19 protein-coding genes are annotated in these 16130 nt (G+C 29.8%); 7 read left to right on the top strand and 12 right to left on the bottom strand.

What is annotated here, in order from left to right; genetic code table 11:
• From ELQ07_RS05245 to ELQ07_RS05235, 3 genes are read left to right on the top strand one after another with little or no spacing between them, the layout of a single operon-like run.
• Entirely contained in the window at positions 1–588 is a 588-nt protein-coding gene (locus tag ELQ07_RS05245; protein WP_002936491.1) for a hypothetical protein, read from the top strand.
• Positions 578–2137, top strand: a complete 1560-nt coding sequence (locus tag ELQ07_RS05240) for a GspE/PulE family protein (protein WP_070316800.1) — start codon at positions 578–580, stop codon at positions 2135–2137. The genes ELQ07_RS05245 and ELQ07_RS05240 overlap by 11 nt, the downstream gene beginning before the upstream one ends.
• Positions 2134–3315 (top strand): type II secretion system F family protein, encoded by a 1182-nt coding sequence (locus tag ELQ07_RS05235; RefSeq protein ID WP_070316801.1) that lies wholly within the window; start codon positions 2134–2136, stop codon positions 3313–3315. The genes ELQ07_RS05240 and ELQ07_RS05235 overlap by 4 nt, the downstream gene beginning before the upstream one ends.
• A gap of 37 nt (positions 3316–3352) precedes the next feature.
• Here ELQ07_RS05235 and ELQ07_RS08410 read toward each other — a convergent pair whose 3' ends face one another.
• Positions 3353–3487, bottom strand: a complete 135-nt coding sequence (locus tag ELQ07_RS08410) for a hypothetical protein (RefSeq protein WP_257841183.1) — start codon at positions 3485–3487, stop codon at positions 3353–3355.
• A gap of 95 nt (positions 3488–3582) precedes the next feature.
• Between ELQ07_RS08410 and ELQ07_RS05230 the strand changes: the two genes are divergently transcribed.
• On the top strand, positions 3583–4800 hold the full coding sequence (locus ELQ07_RS05230) for a hypothetical protein (protein WP_134224843.1): 1218 nt from the start codon (positions 3583–3585) through the stop codon (positions 4798–4800).
• On the opposite strand, the gene ELQ07_RS05225 is transcribed toward ELQ07_RS05230, so the two are convergent.
• From ELQ07_RS05225 to ELQ07_RS05180, 10 genes are all read right to left on the bottom strand, one after another.
• The gene (locus ELQ07_RS05225) at positions 4772–5536 is read right to left on the bottom strand and encodes a TSUP family transporter (RefSeq protein ID WP_070300830.1); all 765 of its coding nucleotides are present in this window, start codon (positions 5534–5536) and stop codon (positions 4772–4774) included. The genes ELQ07_RS05230 and ELQ07_RS05225 overlap by 29 nt on opposite strands.
• A gap of 3 nt (positions 5537–5539) precedes the next feature.
• Positions 5540–6304, bottom strand: a complete 765-nt coding sequence (locus ELQ07_RS05220; RefSeq protein WP_134224842.1) for a TIGR02757 family protein — start codon at positions 6302–6304, stop codon at positions 5540–5542.
• 16 nt (positions 6305–6320) lie between these two features.
• Complete coding sequence (gene flgK / locus ELQ07_RS05215; RefSeq protein ID WP_088303592.1) at positions 6321–8147, bottom strand: flagellar hook-associated protein FlgK; 1827 nt, start codon at positions 8145–8147, stop codon at positions 6321–6323.
• 9 nt (positions 8148–8156) lie between these two features.
• Positions 8157–8591, bottom strand: coding sequence for a flagellar protein FlgN (locus ELQ07_RS05210; RefSeq protein ID WP_070300822.1), 435 nt, complete (start codon positions 8589–8591; stop codon positions 8157–8159).
• Between the two features lie 41 nt (positions 8592–8632).
• A complete protein-coding gene (flgM, locus tag ELQ07_RS05205; RefSeq protein WP_002792053.1) occupies positions 8633–8830 on the bottom strand; it encodes a flagellar biosynthesis anti-sigma factor FlgM in 198 nt (65 codons plus the stop codon).
• A 62-nt stretch (positions 8831–8892) separates the two neighbouring features.
• Positions 8893–9234 (bottom strand): hypothetical protein, encoded by a 342-nt coding sequence (locus ELQ07_RS05200; protein ID WP_002869194.1) that lies wholly within the window; start codon positions 9232–9234, stop codon positions 8893–8895.
• Positions 9234–10280 (bottom strand): flagellar basal body P-ring protein FlgI, encoded by a 1047-nt coding sequence (locus ELQ07_RS05195; protein WP_070316804.1) that lies wholly within the window; start codon positions 10278–10280, stop codon positions 9234–9236. The genes ELQ07_RS05200 and ELQ07_RS05195 overlap by 1 nt, the downstream gene beginning before the upstream one ends.
• A gap of 58 nt (positions 10281–10338) precedes the next feature.
• A complete protein-coding gene (gene rsmD, locus ELQ07_RS05190) occupies positions 10339–11022 on the bottom strand; it encodes a 16S rRNA (guanine(966)-N(2))-methyltransferase RsmD (RefSeq protein ID WP_070316805.1) in 684 nt (227 codons plus the stop codon).
• Complete coding sequence (locus ELQ07_RS05185) at positions 11015–11398, bottom strand: hypothetical protein (RefSeq protein WP_002870895.1); 384 nt, start codon at positions 11396–11398, stop codon at positions 11015–11017. Before ELQ07_RS05185 ends, rsmD begins: the two co-directional genes overlap by 8 nt.
• Positions 11395–12468 carry a DUF5644 domain-containing protein gene (locus ELQ07_RS05180; protein ID WP_070316806.1) on the bottom strand — a complete coding sequence of 358 codons (1074 nt, stop codon included), beginning with the start codon at positions 12466–12468 and terminating at the stop codon, positions 11395–11397. The genes ELQ07_RS05185 and ELQ07_RS05180 overlap by 4 nt, the downstream gene beginning before the upstream one ends.
• A gap of 86 nt (positions 12469–12554) precedes the next feature.
• On the opposite strand from ELQ07_RS05180, the gene ELQ07_RS05175 reads away from it, so the two are divergent.
• The 3 genes from ELQ07_RS05175 (at position 12555) to ELQ07_RS05165 (ending at position 14901) form a co-directional block, all read left to right on the top strand.
• Complete coding sequence (locus ELQ07_RS05175; RefSeq protein WP_070316807.1) at positions 12555–13376, top strand: thiamine-phosphate kinase; 822 nt, start codon at positions 12555–12557, stop codon at positions 13374–13376.
• Positions 13345–14463, top strand: coding sequence for a tRNA pseudouridine(13) synthase TruD (gene truD / locus ELQ07_RS05170; RefSeq protein WP_134224841.1), 1119 nt, complete (start codon positions 13345–13347; stop codon positions 14461–14463). Before ELQ07_RS05175 ends, truD begins: the two co-directional genes overlap by 32 nt.
• Before the next feature lie 156 nt (positions 14464–14619).
• Positions 14620–14901: a hypothetical protein gene (locus tag ELQ07_RS05165; protein ID WP_079862131.1), complete on the top strand. Its 282-nt coding sequence runs from the start codon at positions 14620–14622 to the stop codon at positions 14899–14901.
• A gap of 130 nt (positions 14902–15031) precedes the next feature.
• Here ELQ07_RS05165 and prfB read toward each other — a convergent pair whose 3' ends face one another.
• Positions 15032–16129 (bottom strand): peptide chain release factor 2, encoded by a 1098-nt coding sequence (prfB, locus tag ELQ07_RS05160; RefSeq protein WP_002867022.1) that lies wholly within the window; start codon positions 16127–16129, stop codon positions 15032–15034.
• Position 16130: the final 1 nt, after the last annotated feature.

Raw genomic sequence — 16130 nt, 5'->3', positions numbered from 1 at the left:
ATGCAAGAAAGAATTAAAGAGCTTGAGCTTAGGTATAAATACTTTTTACTTAAAAAATATTTAAAATATTTATTGTTAGTTATTTTAATATCAGTTATAGCATTTTGTTTTTTTGTGCTAATGCAAAAATATAATAAGCAAAAAAATATTTATTTGCAAGCTATTGAACATAAAAAGCATTTAGAGCAAAAGATTCTTCAAGCGCAAATTTTACAAGAAAAAAATAAGATTTCTAGGGAAAAGTTATATAAAGAACTAGAAGAAGTTAAAGCGGTGCAGGAAAATACACATATTAGTAAGATAGAAATTGATTCTAAAATTTTAAATATTTCTGATTTAAAAAAATCTTTTTATCAAAATCCAAGCTATGAAAAGGCTTTAAATCTAGCTAAGAAGTATTTTGATATTAAAGCTTATCAAAAGACAATATTTTGGGCTTTAAAAGCCAATGAACTTGACAAGCAAAAACAAGATTCTTGGCTGATTTTTGCTCAGGCTAAAAGAGCTTTAGGCGAAGAAAAAGAAGCTCAAAGTGCTTTAGATGCTTATATAAATTATTATGGTTTAATGGAATTAGATGGAAAGTAGAATGGATAAAATTTTTCAAGCTTATATTGATAATGAAATAAGTCTTGATGAAATTTGCACTAAATTTAATATCACTTCTTGGGATTTTTTTAAAAAATTAGCAAATTTTTGTAATTTACATTTTGTTGATTTAGATGAAGATAATGATTTTATTGATGAAGGTATACCTTTTTCTTTACTTTTAAAATTTAAATTTCTGCTTATTAAAAACAATGACGGCTTTATGATTATTAGATCCAAACCTTGTTCTTTAGAGCTTTTAGAGCAAGTTAAGACTTTTATGATTTGTGAAAAAATCGACACTGCAATTGCCGATGAATTAAAGATAGCTAAAATTTTAAATCAAATTCGCATTCAAGAGGAGATTAAAAGATTAAGCATTAAGCTTAGACTTGAATGGCAAGAAAATCAAAAAAGAGATGATCAAAGTTGCATCAGTCAAATTTTTGATTTTTTATTACATGAAATTTTATCTTTTCATGCGAGTGATATTCATATAGAAGCAAGGAATGATGACGCTTTGATTAGATTTAGGGTTGATGGAATTTTGCGTGAATTTGCTATTTTTGAGAAGGATATTTATGAAGCTTTGGTTTTTCATGTCAAATTTTTAGCTTGTTTGAATTTAGCTGAATCAAGAAAAACGCAAGATGGAAGTTTTGAATTAGATTTTGAAAATGAAAGATATGATTTTCGTGTTTCATGTTTGCCTTTGATTTATGGCGAAAGTGTTGTTATAAGAATTTTAAAACATGATAAAGAAATTTTGGATTTGTATAAACTAAATCTTGGAAATAAAAATTTAGAAATTTTAAAAAAGATTTTACATCGTCCCAATGGAATGATTTTATTAACCGGCCCTACAGGTAGTGGTAAAAGCACAACTTTATACGCGTGTTTAAATGAGTTGAAAAGTATTGAAAAAAAGATTATCTCCGCAGAAGATCCTATAGAGTATAAAATTCCTTTAGTGCAGCAAATTTTGCTCAATTCAAAAGTTGGAGTCGAGTTTAATAGTGTTTTAAGAGCAATTTTAAGGCAAGATCCTGATATTATCATGATAGGAGAAATTCGCGATGAAGAAAGTTTAGATATTGCACTTAAAGCTTCTTTAACAGGTCATTTGCTTTTAAGCACCTTACATACTAATGATGCTCTTAGTACCATTGATAGGCTTTTGGATATGCAAGCAAAAAGTTACTTGATAGCATCGGCTTTGAGTCTTGTTATAGCACAGCGTTTGGTTAGAAAACTTTGTCCTTGGTGTAAGCAAAAAAGCAAAAAATATTATATTGAATTTGAAGGTGAATTTTTTGAACCAAAAGGATGTGAGCGTTGTCATCATAGTGGATTTTTTGGCAGAGAATTAATCGCTGAGTGCTTAGAGATCAATGAAGATTTAGCTTGTGCAATTAGGGAAAATCAAGATAAAACGATTTTAATGGAGCTTGCAAAAAAATATGGTTTTCAAACTATGTTTGAACAAGGTTTAAAAAAAGCCAAAGAAGGTCTTACAAGTATAGATGAGCTTTTAAGGGTTGTAAGATGAAATTTTATGAAGTAGAATTTCTTAAAAACAATCAAAATTATACAAAAACTATAAAAGCTGAAAATTTAAATACAGCACAAGCAAAAGCCTTATCAAAGAATTGGAAAATCATTAATATAAAAGAAATTCAAAAATCTAATTTTCAGAGATTAAAAGATGAAAATTTTATACTCTTTTTTAAAGAGCTGGCTTTGTTGTGTGAAGTTGGATTAAGTGTTCAAGAAGCGATTAGAGAATTATATCTTATGCATTCTTGCAAGATTATGAAAAAAATATTAGACAATTTAATTTTAGCTCAAAATCTAAATCAAGCTTTTGAAAATGCTAATTTTGGATTAAATCGTGCGGAGTTAGCCTTGATTAAAACGGCTGAAAAGACAGGAAAAATCAGCGAAGTGTTTAGTCAAATTTCTAAACTTCGAGAAAAAAGCTTAGAGACTCAAAAACAATTAAAAAAGGCTTTTAGATATCCTACTTTGGTTTTTTTAAGTATTATCGGAGCATTTTTGTTTTTAATGCTTTTTGTAGTGCCTAATTTTAAAGATTTATTTGAAAATTTAGGCACGAGTTTGCCTTTTATCACGCATGTAATGTTAGAAATTTATAATTTTTTAGATGACTATGGAATTTTTTGCATATTTTTGTTTGTTATTTTTATTGTTATGCTTATTTTAGCTTATAAAAATTTTCATTCTTTTGCTTTTTCTTGCGATTTTTTATTTTTAAAAATACCTTTGATTTCTCGTTTGATTATTTATAATCAAAATTATTATTTTTTTATGGTTTTTTCTTTGCTTTTAAAAAATGGAATTTCAATATCTAAAGCTTTTGATTTAGCTATTATAGGGCTTGAAAATAAATTTTTAATTTTTCAGTATAAAAAACTTTTTAGTTTTATAGATTCTGGTCTTGAGTTAAGTCAGGCTTTTAAAAAGATTGATATTTTTGATTCTTTGGTGTTTTCTATGCTTAGCGTTGCGATGAAAAGTGGAAGACTTGAAGTGTTAAGTGAAGAAATTGCCAAATATTATCAACAAAAAAGTGAAAATTTAATGGATAGATTTTTGGTTTTTTTAGAGCCTATGATGACTTTATTTGTGGCGCTTTTAGTTTTGTTTTTGGCTTTAGGTATATTTTTACCTATGTGGGAGCTTAGTTCGGGTATAAATTTTATCTAATTATTTTAGGAGATCTTCTAATTCTTTACATTCATTTTTAAGTTTTTGAAGCAAAGTTTCTGCTTGGTAAACCTATCATTAAAAGTTTATAAACCTTGGGGCGATCTTTTTTCCACTTGCGTAAGGTTTTGACATTTATATCAAGTTTTCCAGCTATATCTCTTTGTGTCATTTAAAATCCAAAATTTTTATTAAATTTATCTTTAAATGCTTTAAAAGACAACAAGGTAAATTTAGGACTAAAATTTTAAAAAATAGGACTTATCGATGTTAAAAACTGTCGATGAAAAAGGCAATATAATTTATGGAGATTTATCTTTACAAAAAAATTTAAAGCTAGAATTTAAAGGATACAACAACATAGTCTTTTTTGCAGGCGCTTCTTCTTCTATTAATATTATTTTTTGCCAAAATAATTCTTTAGTTTTTATAGGCGACAAGGCAGGAAGTGGAAATATTAAAATATCTAATGATAGTGTTTGTTATATTGGAAATAATACTTCTTTTAACGGCGTACATATGGGTGTTTTTGAGAGTAAAAATATTATTATAGGCAGCGATTGTATGTTTTCATGGGGAATTTGGCTAGATACAACTGATCATCATATGATTTTTAGTGAAAGTTATGAACGTATAAATGTTGGTAAAAGTATCTATATGGGCGATCATATTTGGTGTGCGAGAGAACTTGCTATCTTAAAAGGAAGTTTTGCAGCGAGTGGATGCATTTTAGGGGCAAGAAGTGTAAATAGTGGAGTGAAATTTTCAAATTCCATTTATGCGGGAAATCCTTCAAAGTTTATAAAAAGCGATAATTTTTGGACTAGAGATCATACACCTCATTTAACAAAAAAACAAGTTGGGGAGTATCAAAATATGTCAAAAAATGATTTTATTTTTAATTTTGAAAAAGATAAATTTCTAGATCCAAGTTTGATTGAAGCAGAGCTTGAAAAGTTCGAAACTGCAGCGCAAAAATTAGAATTTTTATATGATTATATTTACAATAATACCCATAAAAATCGTTTTGCTTTGTTTAAAGATAGTGATACAAGTGAGTGCAAGCTTTATAAAGATGAAAGTAAAACGCCTTTTTCAAAATTACAATTTGAAAATCTTACAAAACAAGAAAATTTTATATCAAAGCCCTTAGGAGCAGTATGCTTAGTGAAAAATCATCTTTCTTATAAGTTAGGTATAGCAATGATAGAAAATTCAAAAAGCTTCAAAGGATATTTAAAAATGCCCTTTGTGCTTATAAAAATTTCTAAAGCTCATAAAAAATTAGCCAAAAATAGGGTGGATTTAGAAAATTTTAGCGATTATGAAGAGGCCTTAAGATATAAAAATTATTTTTCATATAAACTAGGAAATGCTTTGATACAAGCACATAAAAATTGGTATAAAGGCGGATATATTAATTTTTATTTTGAAGTGTTAAAAATTAAAAAAGATTTTAAGAAAAATAATCCCAAGCTACTTTAATGATAGTAGCTCCTACAACAATTAAAAATAAAGTTTTAATAAACTTTCCATTAGTTTTTAATACAAGTTTTGAGCCTAAATAAGCTCCTAAAACTTGTCCTACGCCCATAAGCAAGCCTACAGCCCATAAAAGTTCGTATTGCCATAAAAATATAGCAAGGGCAATAATATTACTAGTGAAATTTAAAATTTTAGTATTAATGCTTGCTTTTCTCATATTAAAACCTAGTAGCATCACACAAGCAAAAATCCAAAATGAACCCGTTCCAGGCCCTAAAAATCCATCATAAAATCCTAAAGTTAAGCCACAAATTAAATGAAAAATTTTGATATTTTTTATTTTAGGTTCACTTTCGTGTTTGCCTAAGTTAGGACGTAAGGCTGTATATAAGAAAGTAAGAGTTAAAAAGATTAAGATAATAAGCTTTAATTGCTCATCTTTTACAAAAAGAACGCTATAACTTCCTATAGCTGCTCCTAAAGCTGTAAAAAAAACACCCCAAACAAGATGAGGTAGAGTAGTGGATTTAAAATAAGTTAAAGTAGCCGTAAAAGAACCAAAGACGCTTTGGAGTTTGTTTGTTGCTAAGGATAAATGCGCAGGAATTCCACAGGCTATGAGTGCTGGTAGAGTAATAAGTCCTCCTCCGCCTACAATAGAATCTATAAAACCAGCAAAAAGGGCTACAAAAAAAAGTATGAAATAATAAATCATATCTAAGTGCTCAAAGCCCATTTTTCACTCCTTAAATTTGTCAATTTCCTTACTTTGTCCTAAACGATAGAGTGCAAAGTCATATTTTATGGGATCATTTGCATCTAATTTTTTTAAATTTTGCGTGAGTTCTAAAACACTTTTATAATCATATATTTTACGCTTTAGAAGTCCTAAAGTCAAGGAAATTTTATGTGTATGTGTATCAAGTGGAATTAAAAGATCTTTGGTGTGAATTTTGGTAAAAAGTCCAAGATCAAGTTCATCTTTTCTAACCATCCATCTTAGATACATATTGTAGCGTTTAAGAGGTGAAGTAGGGCTGTTTTGCCAAATTTTTCCAAAGAAAAAATCATACCCATAACTTGAATATGAATTTAAGGTTTTGATTTTTTGCATAAAAGCTAAGATGGCATCTGTGGTATTTTCTCTTTTTTGATAGGCTTGATAAAAAAGTTCGTAGAGTGAAATTTCATTTTTCAGTCTTGAAAGAGTGATAAAAATTTCTTGTATATCTTTCTCATTTTGGAAGCGGTATTTTAAATTTTTAAGTTCTTTTTTTATTTGTTTTTCTTGAAGGTTTAATAAAGAAAAATCAAGTTTTTTTAGAAAATTTACTATATTTTTAGCATTTCCATAGGCAAATAAAGCACAAATTAAGGCAATAAATTCATCATTGTGAATTTTAGCAATTTGCAAAGGATCTGGAGTTTCAAAAAGAGAATGATTGGTATTTTTTTGATTGGCTAAAAAATCAAGCTTAGCTTTAAGATGGATAAAATTTTTCACTTGATATTACTAGAGCTTAAGATTTAAGCCCTAGTAAGGTATCAAGCATTTGATCTACGGTTGAGACGATTTTTGCTGCAGCACCGTAACTTGATTGGTATTGTATAAGAGCGGCTAATTCTTCATTTGTATTTACACCACTTTTAGATTGGTATTCGCTATAAACAGAATTATAAAGAGTTTCATTGCTTGAATTTACGACATTGTTATTTTCACCATCTGAGGCTATTTTACCTGTAAGTTTGCGGTAATATTCTTCCATGGTAAGATTATCGATGGTGCCATCTTCATTATAAAAATTAACTTTTTCATATTGAAGTTGGATGATTTTATTTGCCATGTCATTGCCACTATCAACCCCATTTAAGCTTGCTCTTACTGTACTTGGATCATTTAAGATGGAATCTTTTACTTTCATGTCACTTGCATCAGTTCCGCTGAAAAAACCACCTATACTAAACGCACCTGCGAAATTTGTACCCTTATCTTCAATGGCTACCTTAAAACCTGGTTTTGCATTGATTTGAAATAAACCATCTCCAGTTTTTGCATCGTAGCTAAAACTTGCATTGATATGATCATCAACATCATCGTTTGAATTTTTATTGTCATTATCATCTGTATTAGCATTGATTTGACGCATGATATCATTCATGGTTGTATTTACATCTATGGTGATGGTTTTGGTGAGTTTTTTATCGCCTTTATCATCATAAATGACTATATCAAAACTTCCTGGTTGTATGGTTCTATCGTAATTAACTAAAGGAATATCTCCCTTAAGCCCAGATAGATAATCAGAAGTGACAGAACTTTTCGCAGAACTCGCATAAAGATTGTTAGTTTCATTGATCATGGTCTTAGCAAAAGTATCTAAAGAGTCCATATAACCTTGGATAATTCCATCTTCATATTTTCCTTCGCTTTTGCTATAGTTTCTACCGCGTAAGTCAAGTTGAGCACCAAGCTGTCCACCGCTAATCTTGGCAGTAAGATCGCGAACTTTTTCATCAGGAGTTTCATAATAAATGCTATAAGATTTATTTTTATCATCATAATCAAGCTTTAAAGGATGAAAATTTATTCCATCTACTATACTAAAACCTTCTATACTTAGATTGTATTGATGTCCTGGATCAGTGATGGTTGTATCAAGACGATTATCTTGATTGATTTCATTTTTACTTGCAACTGCGCTAACTAGCTTTGAAAGAGTGAGTTCAAGTTCATCTCTTCTATCCCTAAGCTCATTTGCGTGTTCTGTTGGTAAGGCTTCTTGTCCATAAATTTGTTTATTTATGGTGGCAATTTCTTCGCCAATTCTATTAATCTCATCAACCGTATTTTTAATATCATCATTTACTTTTTTTTGGATTTTATCCAAGGTTGCAAAAGTGTTATTAATGCTTTCTGTTAAGGTTTGAGAAGCTTTTACAAGGGCTATTTTTGTGGCATTTTCATTGGGGTTAGATGCAAAATCATTCCAAGCTTTGTTATAATTTTCTAAATCTTTCAAAATTCCAGTATTTTGTAAGTCTGGAAAACGCTGAGCGATTTCTTGTAAGGTTGAGGCCATATATTTAGTGTATTCTAGTTGGTTTGATGCACCTTTTAATTTATAATAAGAATACTCATCATGCAAACGTACTATACTTTCTATAGCAGTTCCTGTGCCTACTTGAACTCCACCTGTGGTAATATACCCATTTGTAGTTTGCACCACTCTTTGGCGTGTATAAAAAGTTGCATTAGCATTTGAGATATTATTTCCAGTTGTTGCGATTTGAACTTCGCTTGCCTTTAAGCCTGTAACACCTGTGTATAATGTTCCAAAAATACCCATTATAAATCCTTATACATTGATCTTGAAAATTGACTCTGGATTTGTCTTTTTATCTCCATAAGCATTATTTGTTCCATCATTGATATCAAACATTTTATTTACTAAGCCATCAAGAAAATCTTTGACAATAAGAACAAATTTAGCATACTCTTTGTTTTTACTATGAAGGTTTTGAAGATTTTTTTTAAGTAGATCTAGTTTTTGTTTATCTTCATCATCTAAGAGTTCGCTAAGCCCTTTTGTAGAGCTATTATTTAGCTCAACCAAGGCAACATCAAGTTGTTTTTTAGCTGTAATAAATTTGGCGATAAGTTTGTTTTTTTCTTCTACACTTGGCGTTACACTCTCATGTTTAGCCACTTTGATATTTTCTATATCTTCTTCGGTTAAAGCAATAAGTTTTGCTAAGATAGCATTTACTTCATCAAGTCTTTGTTTAAGCATATTTTCTCCTTTTCTCTCTCAAAAAAAAGAGAATGAAAGTTTTAGATTAAAGAGTCAGCAATCGCAGCAGCCGTAGCTTTTGTATCGATTTTATAAGTACCGTTTTTAATCTGCTCTGCGATTTTACTCGCTTTATCATTTTCCGTTTTTTGAGTATCGTTTGTTTTAGTTTCTTTATCTATTCTATTTGTATTTAATGTGGTATTTGCCACATAACTTTGTTGTATAGGATTGATCATTTCTGCCTCCTTGATCTTAGTTATAATCCTCTACAAACCATATCGACCCAAATTTAAAAAACTTAACCCCTTTCTTTTAAAAAATCGTATAATAATTTTGAAAAACCCATACCTCCACTTAAAGCTTTACTCATGGTATCATTATACATGGAAGAGTATATTTCATCGCTGGCATCTTTTCCAAAGAGTGAATTTTGACTTTTTAAAGATACATCTAAAACTTGCTTTAAAAAAAATGCTTCAAAGGCATCTGTTTGTTCTTTCAAGGCTTCATCTTCTTTGGTTTTTGTAACTATATCATTGTCATTTATTTTGATGCTTGATTCTAAGCTTCTTGCTTTAGCCGCACGATCAAGTAAAGCACTATTCATACTATAAGTATTTAAAAAATTATCAACTTTCATTAGATGATCTCCAAGTCCGCGTTAATTGCACCTGCACGCTTTAAATTTTCCATAATAGCGATAATGTCATTTGGGGTTGCTCCAAGTTTGTTAAGCATTCTAGCTATATTTGCAACTGTGCTTTTTGCATTGTTGATTCTTAAGGTATTTGAACTTGGATCTACAAAACCACCATCTTTCATATCGATTTCATTTTGATTAGCTACTGCGTTATTGTTTGGATCTATTTTTATGGTGATATCTTTATGAGTGATTAAAACGGGTTCTACCTCTACATCAACTCCAGCAATCACTGTTCCTGTTCTTTCATCGATAATAACTTTGCTTTGTGGTTTATAAGCTATATCTTGTTCTAAAACTTTTGCCATAAAATCAACACTTGAAAGATCTTCAGGTTTTTTGAGTTTTACTGTGCGAGAGTCGATGGCTTTAGCCACTTCTTCGGCAAAGACAGTATTTAAAACCCTTTCTATATCGTTTGCGGTTTTAAAGTCCGCTACTTTTAAACTTAAGGTTAGATCATTGTTTTGGCTAAAATTTTGTGGAATTTCTCTTTCTACATTAGCTCCACCCATTACAGTTGCAGTAGTTGAGTGAGAACCTGCTCCTCCTGGTCTAGGTGTTAAACCTCCTGTTGAGATAGAGCCTTGTGCTATGGCATAAATTTCACCATCAATCCCACGAAGTGCAGTCAGTAAAAGTGTTCCACCTTGTAAAGATTTTGCATCACCCATAGATGAAACGGTAATATCAAGTTTATCTCCGCTTTTTGCAAAGGCTGGAAGTTTGGCTGTAACCATAACAGCTGCGGTATTTTTTGATTTGATATCATTAGGATCTACTTTGATATTCATACCTTGCAAAAGGTTTGAGATGGATTGTAGTGTAAATTTAGAGCTTGTTCCATCGCCACTTCCATTAAGCCCTACAACAAGTCCATAACCTATAAGTTGGTTATCTCTTACACCTACAGTGTTTGCTACATCCTTGATTTGCACTGCAAAAATGCTTGTCATAAAGAGTAAAAATATCGTTACAACTCTCATGGATTCTTCCTTTAATCTATTGTTGATGATAGATCAAGCAAAAAGTGTTCCAAGTGAGTTAAAAAGAGTAAAAACTTAAGCTAGTTGATCCAAATTTCTTTTCTTTGATTTTTTGAAAATTTTGGATTTTTTCGGGAGTTTTTATGGTTGAGTGGTGTTCAAAAATGATTAAATTTAAAGTCTTTAAATCTAAATTTTCTAAAAAATGATAAATTTTTTCATAAATATCGCTAAAACCTTCTCTGATATCAAAAGGTGGATCAAGATATAAGATGATTTCATTTTTTGAATTTTCTATGAGTCGCGGTAAAATTTCAAAAGTATTTGCATGGATTGCTTCTAAATTTGGATCTATGTTTTTAGCATTTTCTAAAGCAATTTTATAAGCTTTTATATCAAGTTCTATAGCATAAGCTTTTAAAGCATGATTACTTAGTGCTTCAGCCGCCATCAAAGCACTTCCACCAAAGGCTTCAATGAAAATTTTATCTCTTAAATCTTCTCTTATTACATTAAAAACACAACTTTTTACTATGCTTTTAGTGCTTCTTGTTGTTGTAAGACTAGGTAAAAGTAGTTTTTTTCCCTTGTATTTACCACTTTCTATATTTGTATAAAGCTTTATTTCTTTGACTTTTTTTATTTTTTCTTTAGGGGAGCTAATTTCTTGTTTTTGAAGAAATTTTTTTCTTTTTTCATTATGATTAAAAAAGTCTTTAACGCTTATAAATTCATCATTCATCATTAAGTGCTTTTACGAGTTTGTTTTTAAGATCTTTTATGGCAAGATCGATTTTATTTTCATAATCTTTTTTAAATTCTAAGGCAATAGCGTCAATTTTTTCTTCAAGCAGTCTTTTTTGTTCAAGTGCAAGTTGCAAAGCTGCTGCTTTTAAGGCATTATCAAATTCATTTAAAGACTCAAACAAGGCTTCTTTACTAAATGGTACGCTTAAAAATGGAGAGTTTTTAGAGATGATAAATAAGGGTTTTGCGGTGTGAATTTTTTCATCGCTAATAATAAAATCACAATCTTTTTTCATCACTAAATGATCTTTTAAAAAAAGTTCTAAAGTTTTTTCTATGATGAGATCTTTACATTCTAAAGAGATTTTCATATCAAACTAACCTTTAAAGTGTGATTTTTTAATGATGGGGCTTGTATGCCTTGGATAAGGGCTAAAAACTCAAAACGACTTAAAATATAAAAGTCTTCAAAATCTCTTTTGCTTGTTTGCATAAGTTTTTTAGCACAAGTATCAAAAAGATAAAAATCTTTTTCTTCTTTTACTACCATAAAATCAGCCCCGCTATCATAAGCATCTAAAACAATATCTGCAGCCATTTTATAGCTTAGTGTGGGATTTAAATTCAGCAAAGTAAAGCCATTATTTTTTGTGCTATTTTCATAGGAAATAAATTTAGCTTTAAGTTTGGATTTTAAAGTATTACAAGCATTAAAACCATAAAAAGCCACATTGAAATCTTTAAAATTATGCTTAATTTCTTTAAGTTCTTTGATCTCATTATCAAAAGCATTAGTTTTAGGTAAATCAAAGTGTAAAATATTGTTATCAAAAAGCCCTAAATTTAAAATTTCATTTTGTAGGTTTTTGATCGTTGTTTCTAAAATTTCATTTTTGCTTTGAAGATGATAAAAAATCCCTTTTTCTTTATCTGCTAGAGTTTTTAAAATTTCTATCTTTTTTTCAGGATATTTTTCTATCATTTTTGAAGCTAAATAAAACACTCCATCGCCCATATATTCAGGAAGATAGTCTAAAATTTCACTTGCATAATATAAATAATCATATTTTGCATAAAGCTTTTTATCTTCTTCATCGCCAAATTTTTCAAGATGTTTGTATTTGTCTAAAAAATCATTTTTATCGATGATAAGATCTTTAATGGCTCTTTTTGTGCTTAAAGGCTCGATACAAAGATTAAAATCAAATTCTTTTGCTATTTTTTCTAAAGGTGTAAAAAGTGGTATGATTTGCTTATTTACAACTATGTAAGTATCTTCATCTTTATCAAAATCAAAATAAATATCATCATCTTGAACTTGCAAAAGCAAATCATAAAAACTTGCAAAATTTTCATAATTATCATAAACATAGGGTTTATAATAAGCCTCATAATCCTTGGTTTTATCAAATCTAAAAATTCTTAATTCTAATTTTTTCATGGTTTTTCCTTAAATATTTCTATATTATATAAAATTTTTCTAAAATTCACTAGAATTTAAAAGGAAATTTTATAAAATCACGCATTATGAACAAAGAAGATTTTATTATCAAAGCTTTTTTAAATGAAAAAAATGGCGATGATGGAGCTATTATCGATGATTGGTGTTTTAGCAAGGATTTGTTTTTTGAAAATGTGCATTTTAAAAGAGAGTGGTTTAGCTTAGAGCAAATCGCTACAAAAGCAATGCTTGTTAATATCTCAGATGCTATTGCGATGAATGCTGTGCCAAAATACGTACTTTTAGGACTTGCTCTACCAAAAAATTTAAGTGAAAATGAGATCAAAGCCTTGCAAAAAGGTTTTTTAAAAACAGCTAGGAAATTTAATATAAAAATCATAGGCGGCGATACTATAAGCAATGATAAAATAGACATTAGTCTTACTATTATTTCAAAGATCAATAATAAAGCTGTTTTTAGAAAAGGTTTAAAAAAAGGACATTTACTTGCTTATACAGGAAAATTAGGGCAAAGTTTAAAAGGGCTTGAAATTTTGCAAAATGGGGGTACTTTAAAACCAAACCATGTATTTATAAAGCCAAAATTAAGAGCTAGTTTTTTTTATGAAATCGCACCTTTAATTTCTTGTGCTATGGATATTTCAGATGGTTTAAGCAAAGATTTATCAAGACTTTTAGCTTTAAATAAATGCGGTATTTCTTGGTTTAAAAAACTTGATGATTATACGCTTTATAGTGGAGAAGAATATGAAATTTTATTTGCTTTTGATGAAAAAGAACGGCAAAATATAGAAACAATAGCCAAAAAACACGGCGTGAAATTAAATATCTTTGGAAAAGCAGTGAAAGGAAAATATGAATTTAGCGGAAGAGAACATCATTTTTAAGCCTTTGTATAGTTTAAAACACAGCCCTATTAATGCGTATTTTAGTAAAAATAGCGATGATTTTGTAGTGCGTGAAAGACCTTTGTATGAATTTAGCGGTAAGGGTGAGCATCTTATTTTGCATATCAATAAAAAAGATTTAACCACAAATGAAGCTTTAAAAATTTTAAGCGAAGTAAGCGGGGTTAAAATAAGAGATTTTGGTTATGCAGGGCTTAAAGACAAGCAAGGATCAACCTTTCAATACCTTTCTATGCCTAAAAAATTTGAGAGTTTTTTGTCAAATTTTTCTCATCCTAAACTTAAAATTTTAGAAATTTTTACCCATGAAAACAAGCTAAGAATAGGCCATTTAAAAGGAAATTCTTTTTTCATACGCTTAAAAAAAGTTTTACCAAGCGATGCTTTAAAACTAGAACAAGCTTTGATGAATTTGGATAAACAAGGTTTTGCGAATTATTTTGGCTATCAGCGTTTTGGAAAATTTGGGGATAATTACAAAGAAGGGCTTGAAATTTTGCGTGGTAGAAAGATGAAAAATGTCAAAATGAAAGAGTTTTTAATTTCAGCTTTTCAAAGTGAGCTTTTTAATCGCTATTTGAGTAAAAGAGTGGAGTTATCACATTTTGCAAATGATTTTAGTGAAAAAGAATTAGTTCAAATTTATAAAATTTCTAAAGAAGAAGCTAAGGAACTTAAAAAACAAGAACAATTTTTTAAGCTTTTAAAAGGCGAAGTTTTAGGGCATTATCCTTTTGGAAAGTGTTTTTTATGCGAGGATTTAAGCGCTGAGCTTGAACGTTTTAGAGCAAGAGATATAAGTGCCATGGGGCTTTTAATCGGTGCTAAGACTTATGAAACAGGAGAGGGTTTGGCCTTAAATTTAGAAAATGAAATTTTTAAAGATGCTTTGGAGTTTAAGGCTAAAATGCAAGGTTCAAGACGCTTTATGTGGGGATATTTAGAAGAGTTAAAATGGCGTTATGATGAAGAAAAAGCTCATTTTTGTATAGAGTTTTTCTTGCAAAAAGGCTCTTATGCCACTGTAGTTTTAGAAGAAATTTTGCATAAAAATTTGTTTGAGTGAAATGATTATGAGTTAAATTTTATGTGATTTTTACTTTAGAATTTATTGCAAAAAATGATATTTAAATTTTAAATTTAGGTATAATTATATTAATTTAATTTTTAAAATAGGAGTAAAAAATGGAAAAAATTAACAAGTGTTTTAGCTTTAGGAGCTATGACTTTGATTATAGGTTGTGGCGGTGATGATCGTTTTGTGGAATTTAATAAAAACGAATTAAATCCTTTTGTAGAAAAAGGTTTTGAATTAATTAAAACAAAAAACAATAATGCTAATATGGAATTTTATTTTTCTGAAACTTTGAAAAATTTTGATGATAAAAGATATAAATATTTAAAATCAAAAGATTTTCAACTTTATAGCACCATTAAAGGCTATCAATATATGATATTAATGTCAATAAAGATAAAAACGATAAAAGAGAATTTTGGGCTTTAATTTGTGGAGATAATAAAGTAGAAAATTGTAAAATAGAAAATGCTATAGGGCGTGGAGTTTAAAATAAAATAAGCGGGAAATTCCCGCTATCTTTTTTATACTGATATGAAAATTACTTATTTTAAGCCTGTTATTCCGCTTTCAAAGCAATCAAAACACCTTCTATCATTTTTTTGATATCCCCATCAAGGATATTATCCACTTGAGAAAAAGCTTCTCCACTGCGATTGTCTTTAACTTGCTGATAAGGGAAAAGCACATAAGAGCGGATTTGATGCCCCCAGCCTATCTCGCTTTTTTCTCCAGCATTAGCACTATCTTGTTGTTTCATGAGTTCAAGTTCATAAAGGCGAGATTTTAGCATTTTAAAAGCGGTAGCTTTGTTTTTGTGCTGACTTCTGTCATTTTGGCATTGTACAACTATACCAGTTGGAAAATGCGTGATTCTCACAGCTGATTCTGTTTTATTAACATGTTGTCCGCCTGCACCACTTGCTCTGTAATAATCTATTCTTATATCTTTTTCTTCGATTTCAATTTCTATATCATCATCAAGTTCAGGGCTTACCATAACACTTGAAAAGCTTGTATGGCGGCGTCCTGCACTATCAAAAGGAGAAGTTCTTACCAAACGATGGATACCATTTTCAGCCTTTAAATAACCATAAGCATTTTCGCCTTTAACTAAAAAGCTCACATCTTTAAGCCCTGCTTCTTCGCCTTCTTGAAAGTCTAGAGTTTCGACTTTAAAACCTTCTCTTTCGCAAAATCTTAAATACATTCTATAAAGTATGCTTGCCCAGTCATTACTTTCCGTTCCGCCCGCACCTGGGTGAATAGAAACAATGGCATTTTTACCATCATTTTCCCCGCTTAAAAGCATGGAAATTTCAAGACTTGTGATGGTATCTTCAAGTTTTGGCGCGTCATTAAATAAAGCTTCAAGCGTTTCTGTATCGTTTTCGCTATTGGCTAGATCGAAAAGTTCGCTTGCGTCATTTAGAGCGTTAAAAGCATTTTCATAGTTTTTAAGTAGATTGGTAATTTTGGTTTTTTCTTTTCCTATGATCCCTGCTTGTTTTACATCACTCCAAAAAGAAGGAGAATTTTCAAGCTCTTCAATTTCTTTAAGCCTTGTTTGGATATTTTCAGGCTTAATGATGGAAGCTATGTTGCCGACTTTGTTTTTTAAAGTTTTTAAAAGTTCGCTAAATTCGTAATTATCCATA

The organism is Campylobacter sp. US55 (assembly GCF_004378955.1).
Lineage (GTDB): Bacteria > Campylobacterota > Campylobacteria > Campylobacterales > Campylobacteraceae > Campylobacter_D > Campylobacter_D jejuni.
This window is presented reverse-complemented; position numbering and strand designations above follow the sequence as displayed.

Excerpts from the sequence above, each read along its gene's own strand:
- ELQ07_RS05185 (WP_002870895.1), bottom strand. The coding sequence starts at position 11,398 with ATGAAAATCTCTTTAGAATGTAAAGATCTCATCATAGAAAAAACTTTA.
- ELQ07_RS05235 (WP_070316801.1), top strand. The coding sequence starts at position 2,134 with ATGAAATTTTATGAAGTAGAATTTCTTAAAAACAATCAAAATTATACA.
- ELQ07_RS05230 (WP_134224843.1), top strand. The coding sequence starts at position 3,583 with ATGTTAAAAACTGTCGATGAAAAAGGCAATATAATTTATGGAGATTTA.
- ELQ07_RS05200 (WP_002869194.1), bottom strand. The coding sequence starts at position 9,234 with ATGAAAGTTGATAATTTTTTAAATACTTATAGTATGAATAGTGCTTTA.
- ELQ07_RS05175 (WP_070316807.1), top strand. The coding sequence starts at position 12,555 with ATGAACAAAGAAGATTTTATTATCAAAGCTTTTTTAAATGAAAAAAAT.
- ELQ07_RS05210 (WP_070300822.1), bottom strand. The coding sequence starts at position 8,591 with ATGCTTAAACAAAGACTTGATGAAGTAAATGCTATCTTAGCAAAACTT.
- rsmD (WP_070316805.1), bottom strand. The coding sequence starts at position 11,022 with ATGAATGATGAATTTATAAGCGTTAAAGACTTTTTTAATCATAATGAA.
- ELQ07_RS05180 (WP_070316806.1), bottom strand. The coding sequence starts at position 12,468 with ATGAAAAAATTAGAATTAAGAATTTTTAGATTTGATAAAACCAAGGAT.
- ELQ07_RS05225 (WP_070300830.1), bottom strand. The coding sequence starts at position 5,536 with ATGGGCTTTGAGCACTTAGATATGATTTATTATTTCATACTTTTTTTT.
- ELQ07_RS05245 (WP_002936491.1), top strand. The coding sequence starts at position 1 with ATGCAAGAAAGAATTAAAGAGCTTGAGCTTAGGTATAAATACTTTTTA.
- ELQ07_RS05165 (WP_079862131.1), top strand. The coding sequence starts at position 14,620 with ATGACTTTGATTATAGGTTGTGGCGGTGATGATCGTTTTGTGGAATTT.
- ELQ07_RS05195 (WP_070316804.1), bottom strand. The coding sequence starts at position 10,280 with ATGAGAGTTGTAACGATATTTTTACTCTTTATGACAAGCATTTTTGCA.
- flgK (WP_088303592.1), bottom strand. The coding sequence starts at position 8,147 with ATGGGTATTTTTGGAACATTATACACAGGTGTTACAGGCTTAAAGGCA.
- truD (WP_134224841.1), top strand. The coding sequence starts at position 13,345 with ATGAATTTAGCGGAAGAGAACATCATTTTTAAGCCTTTGTATAGTTTA.
- prfB (WP_002867022.1), bottom strand. The coding sequence starts at position 16,129 with ATGGATAATTACGAATTTAGCGAACTTTTAAAAACTTTAAAAAACAAA.
- ELQ07_RS08410 (WP_257841183.1), bottom strand. The coding sequence starts at position 3,487 with ATGACACAAAGAGATATAGCTGGAAAACTTGATATAAATGTCAAAACC.
- flgM (WP_002792053.1), bottom strand. The coding sequence starts at position 8,830 with ATGATCAATCCTATACAACAAAGTTATGTGGCAAATACCACATTAAAT.
- ELQ07_RS05240 (WP_070316800.1), top strand. The coding sequence starts at position 578 with ATGGAAAGTAGAATGGATAAAATTTTTCAAGCTTATATTGATAATGAA.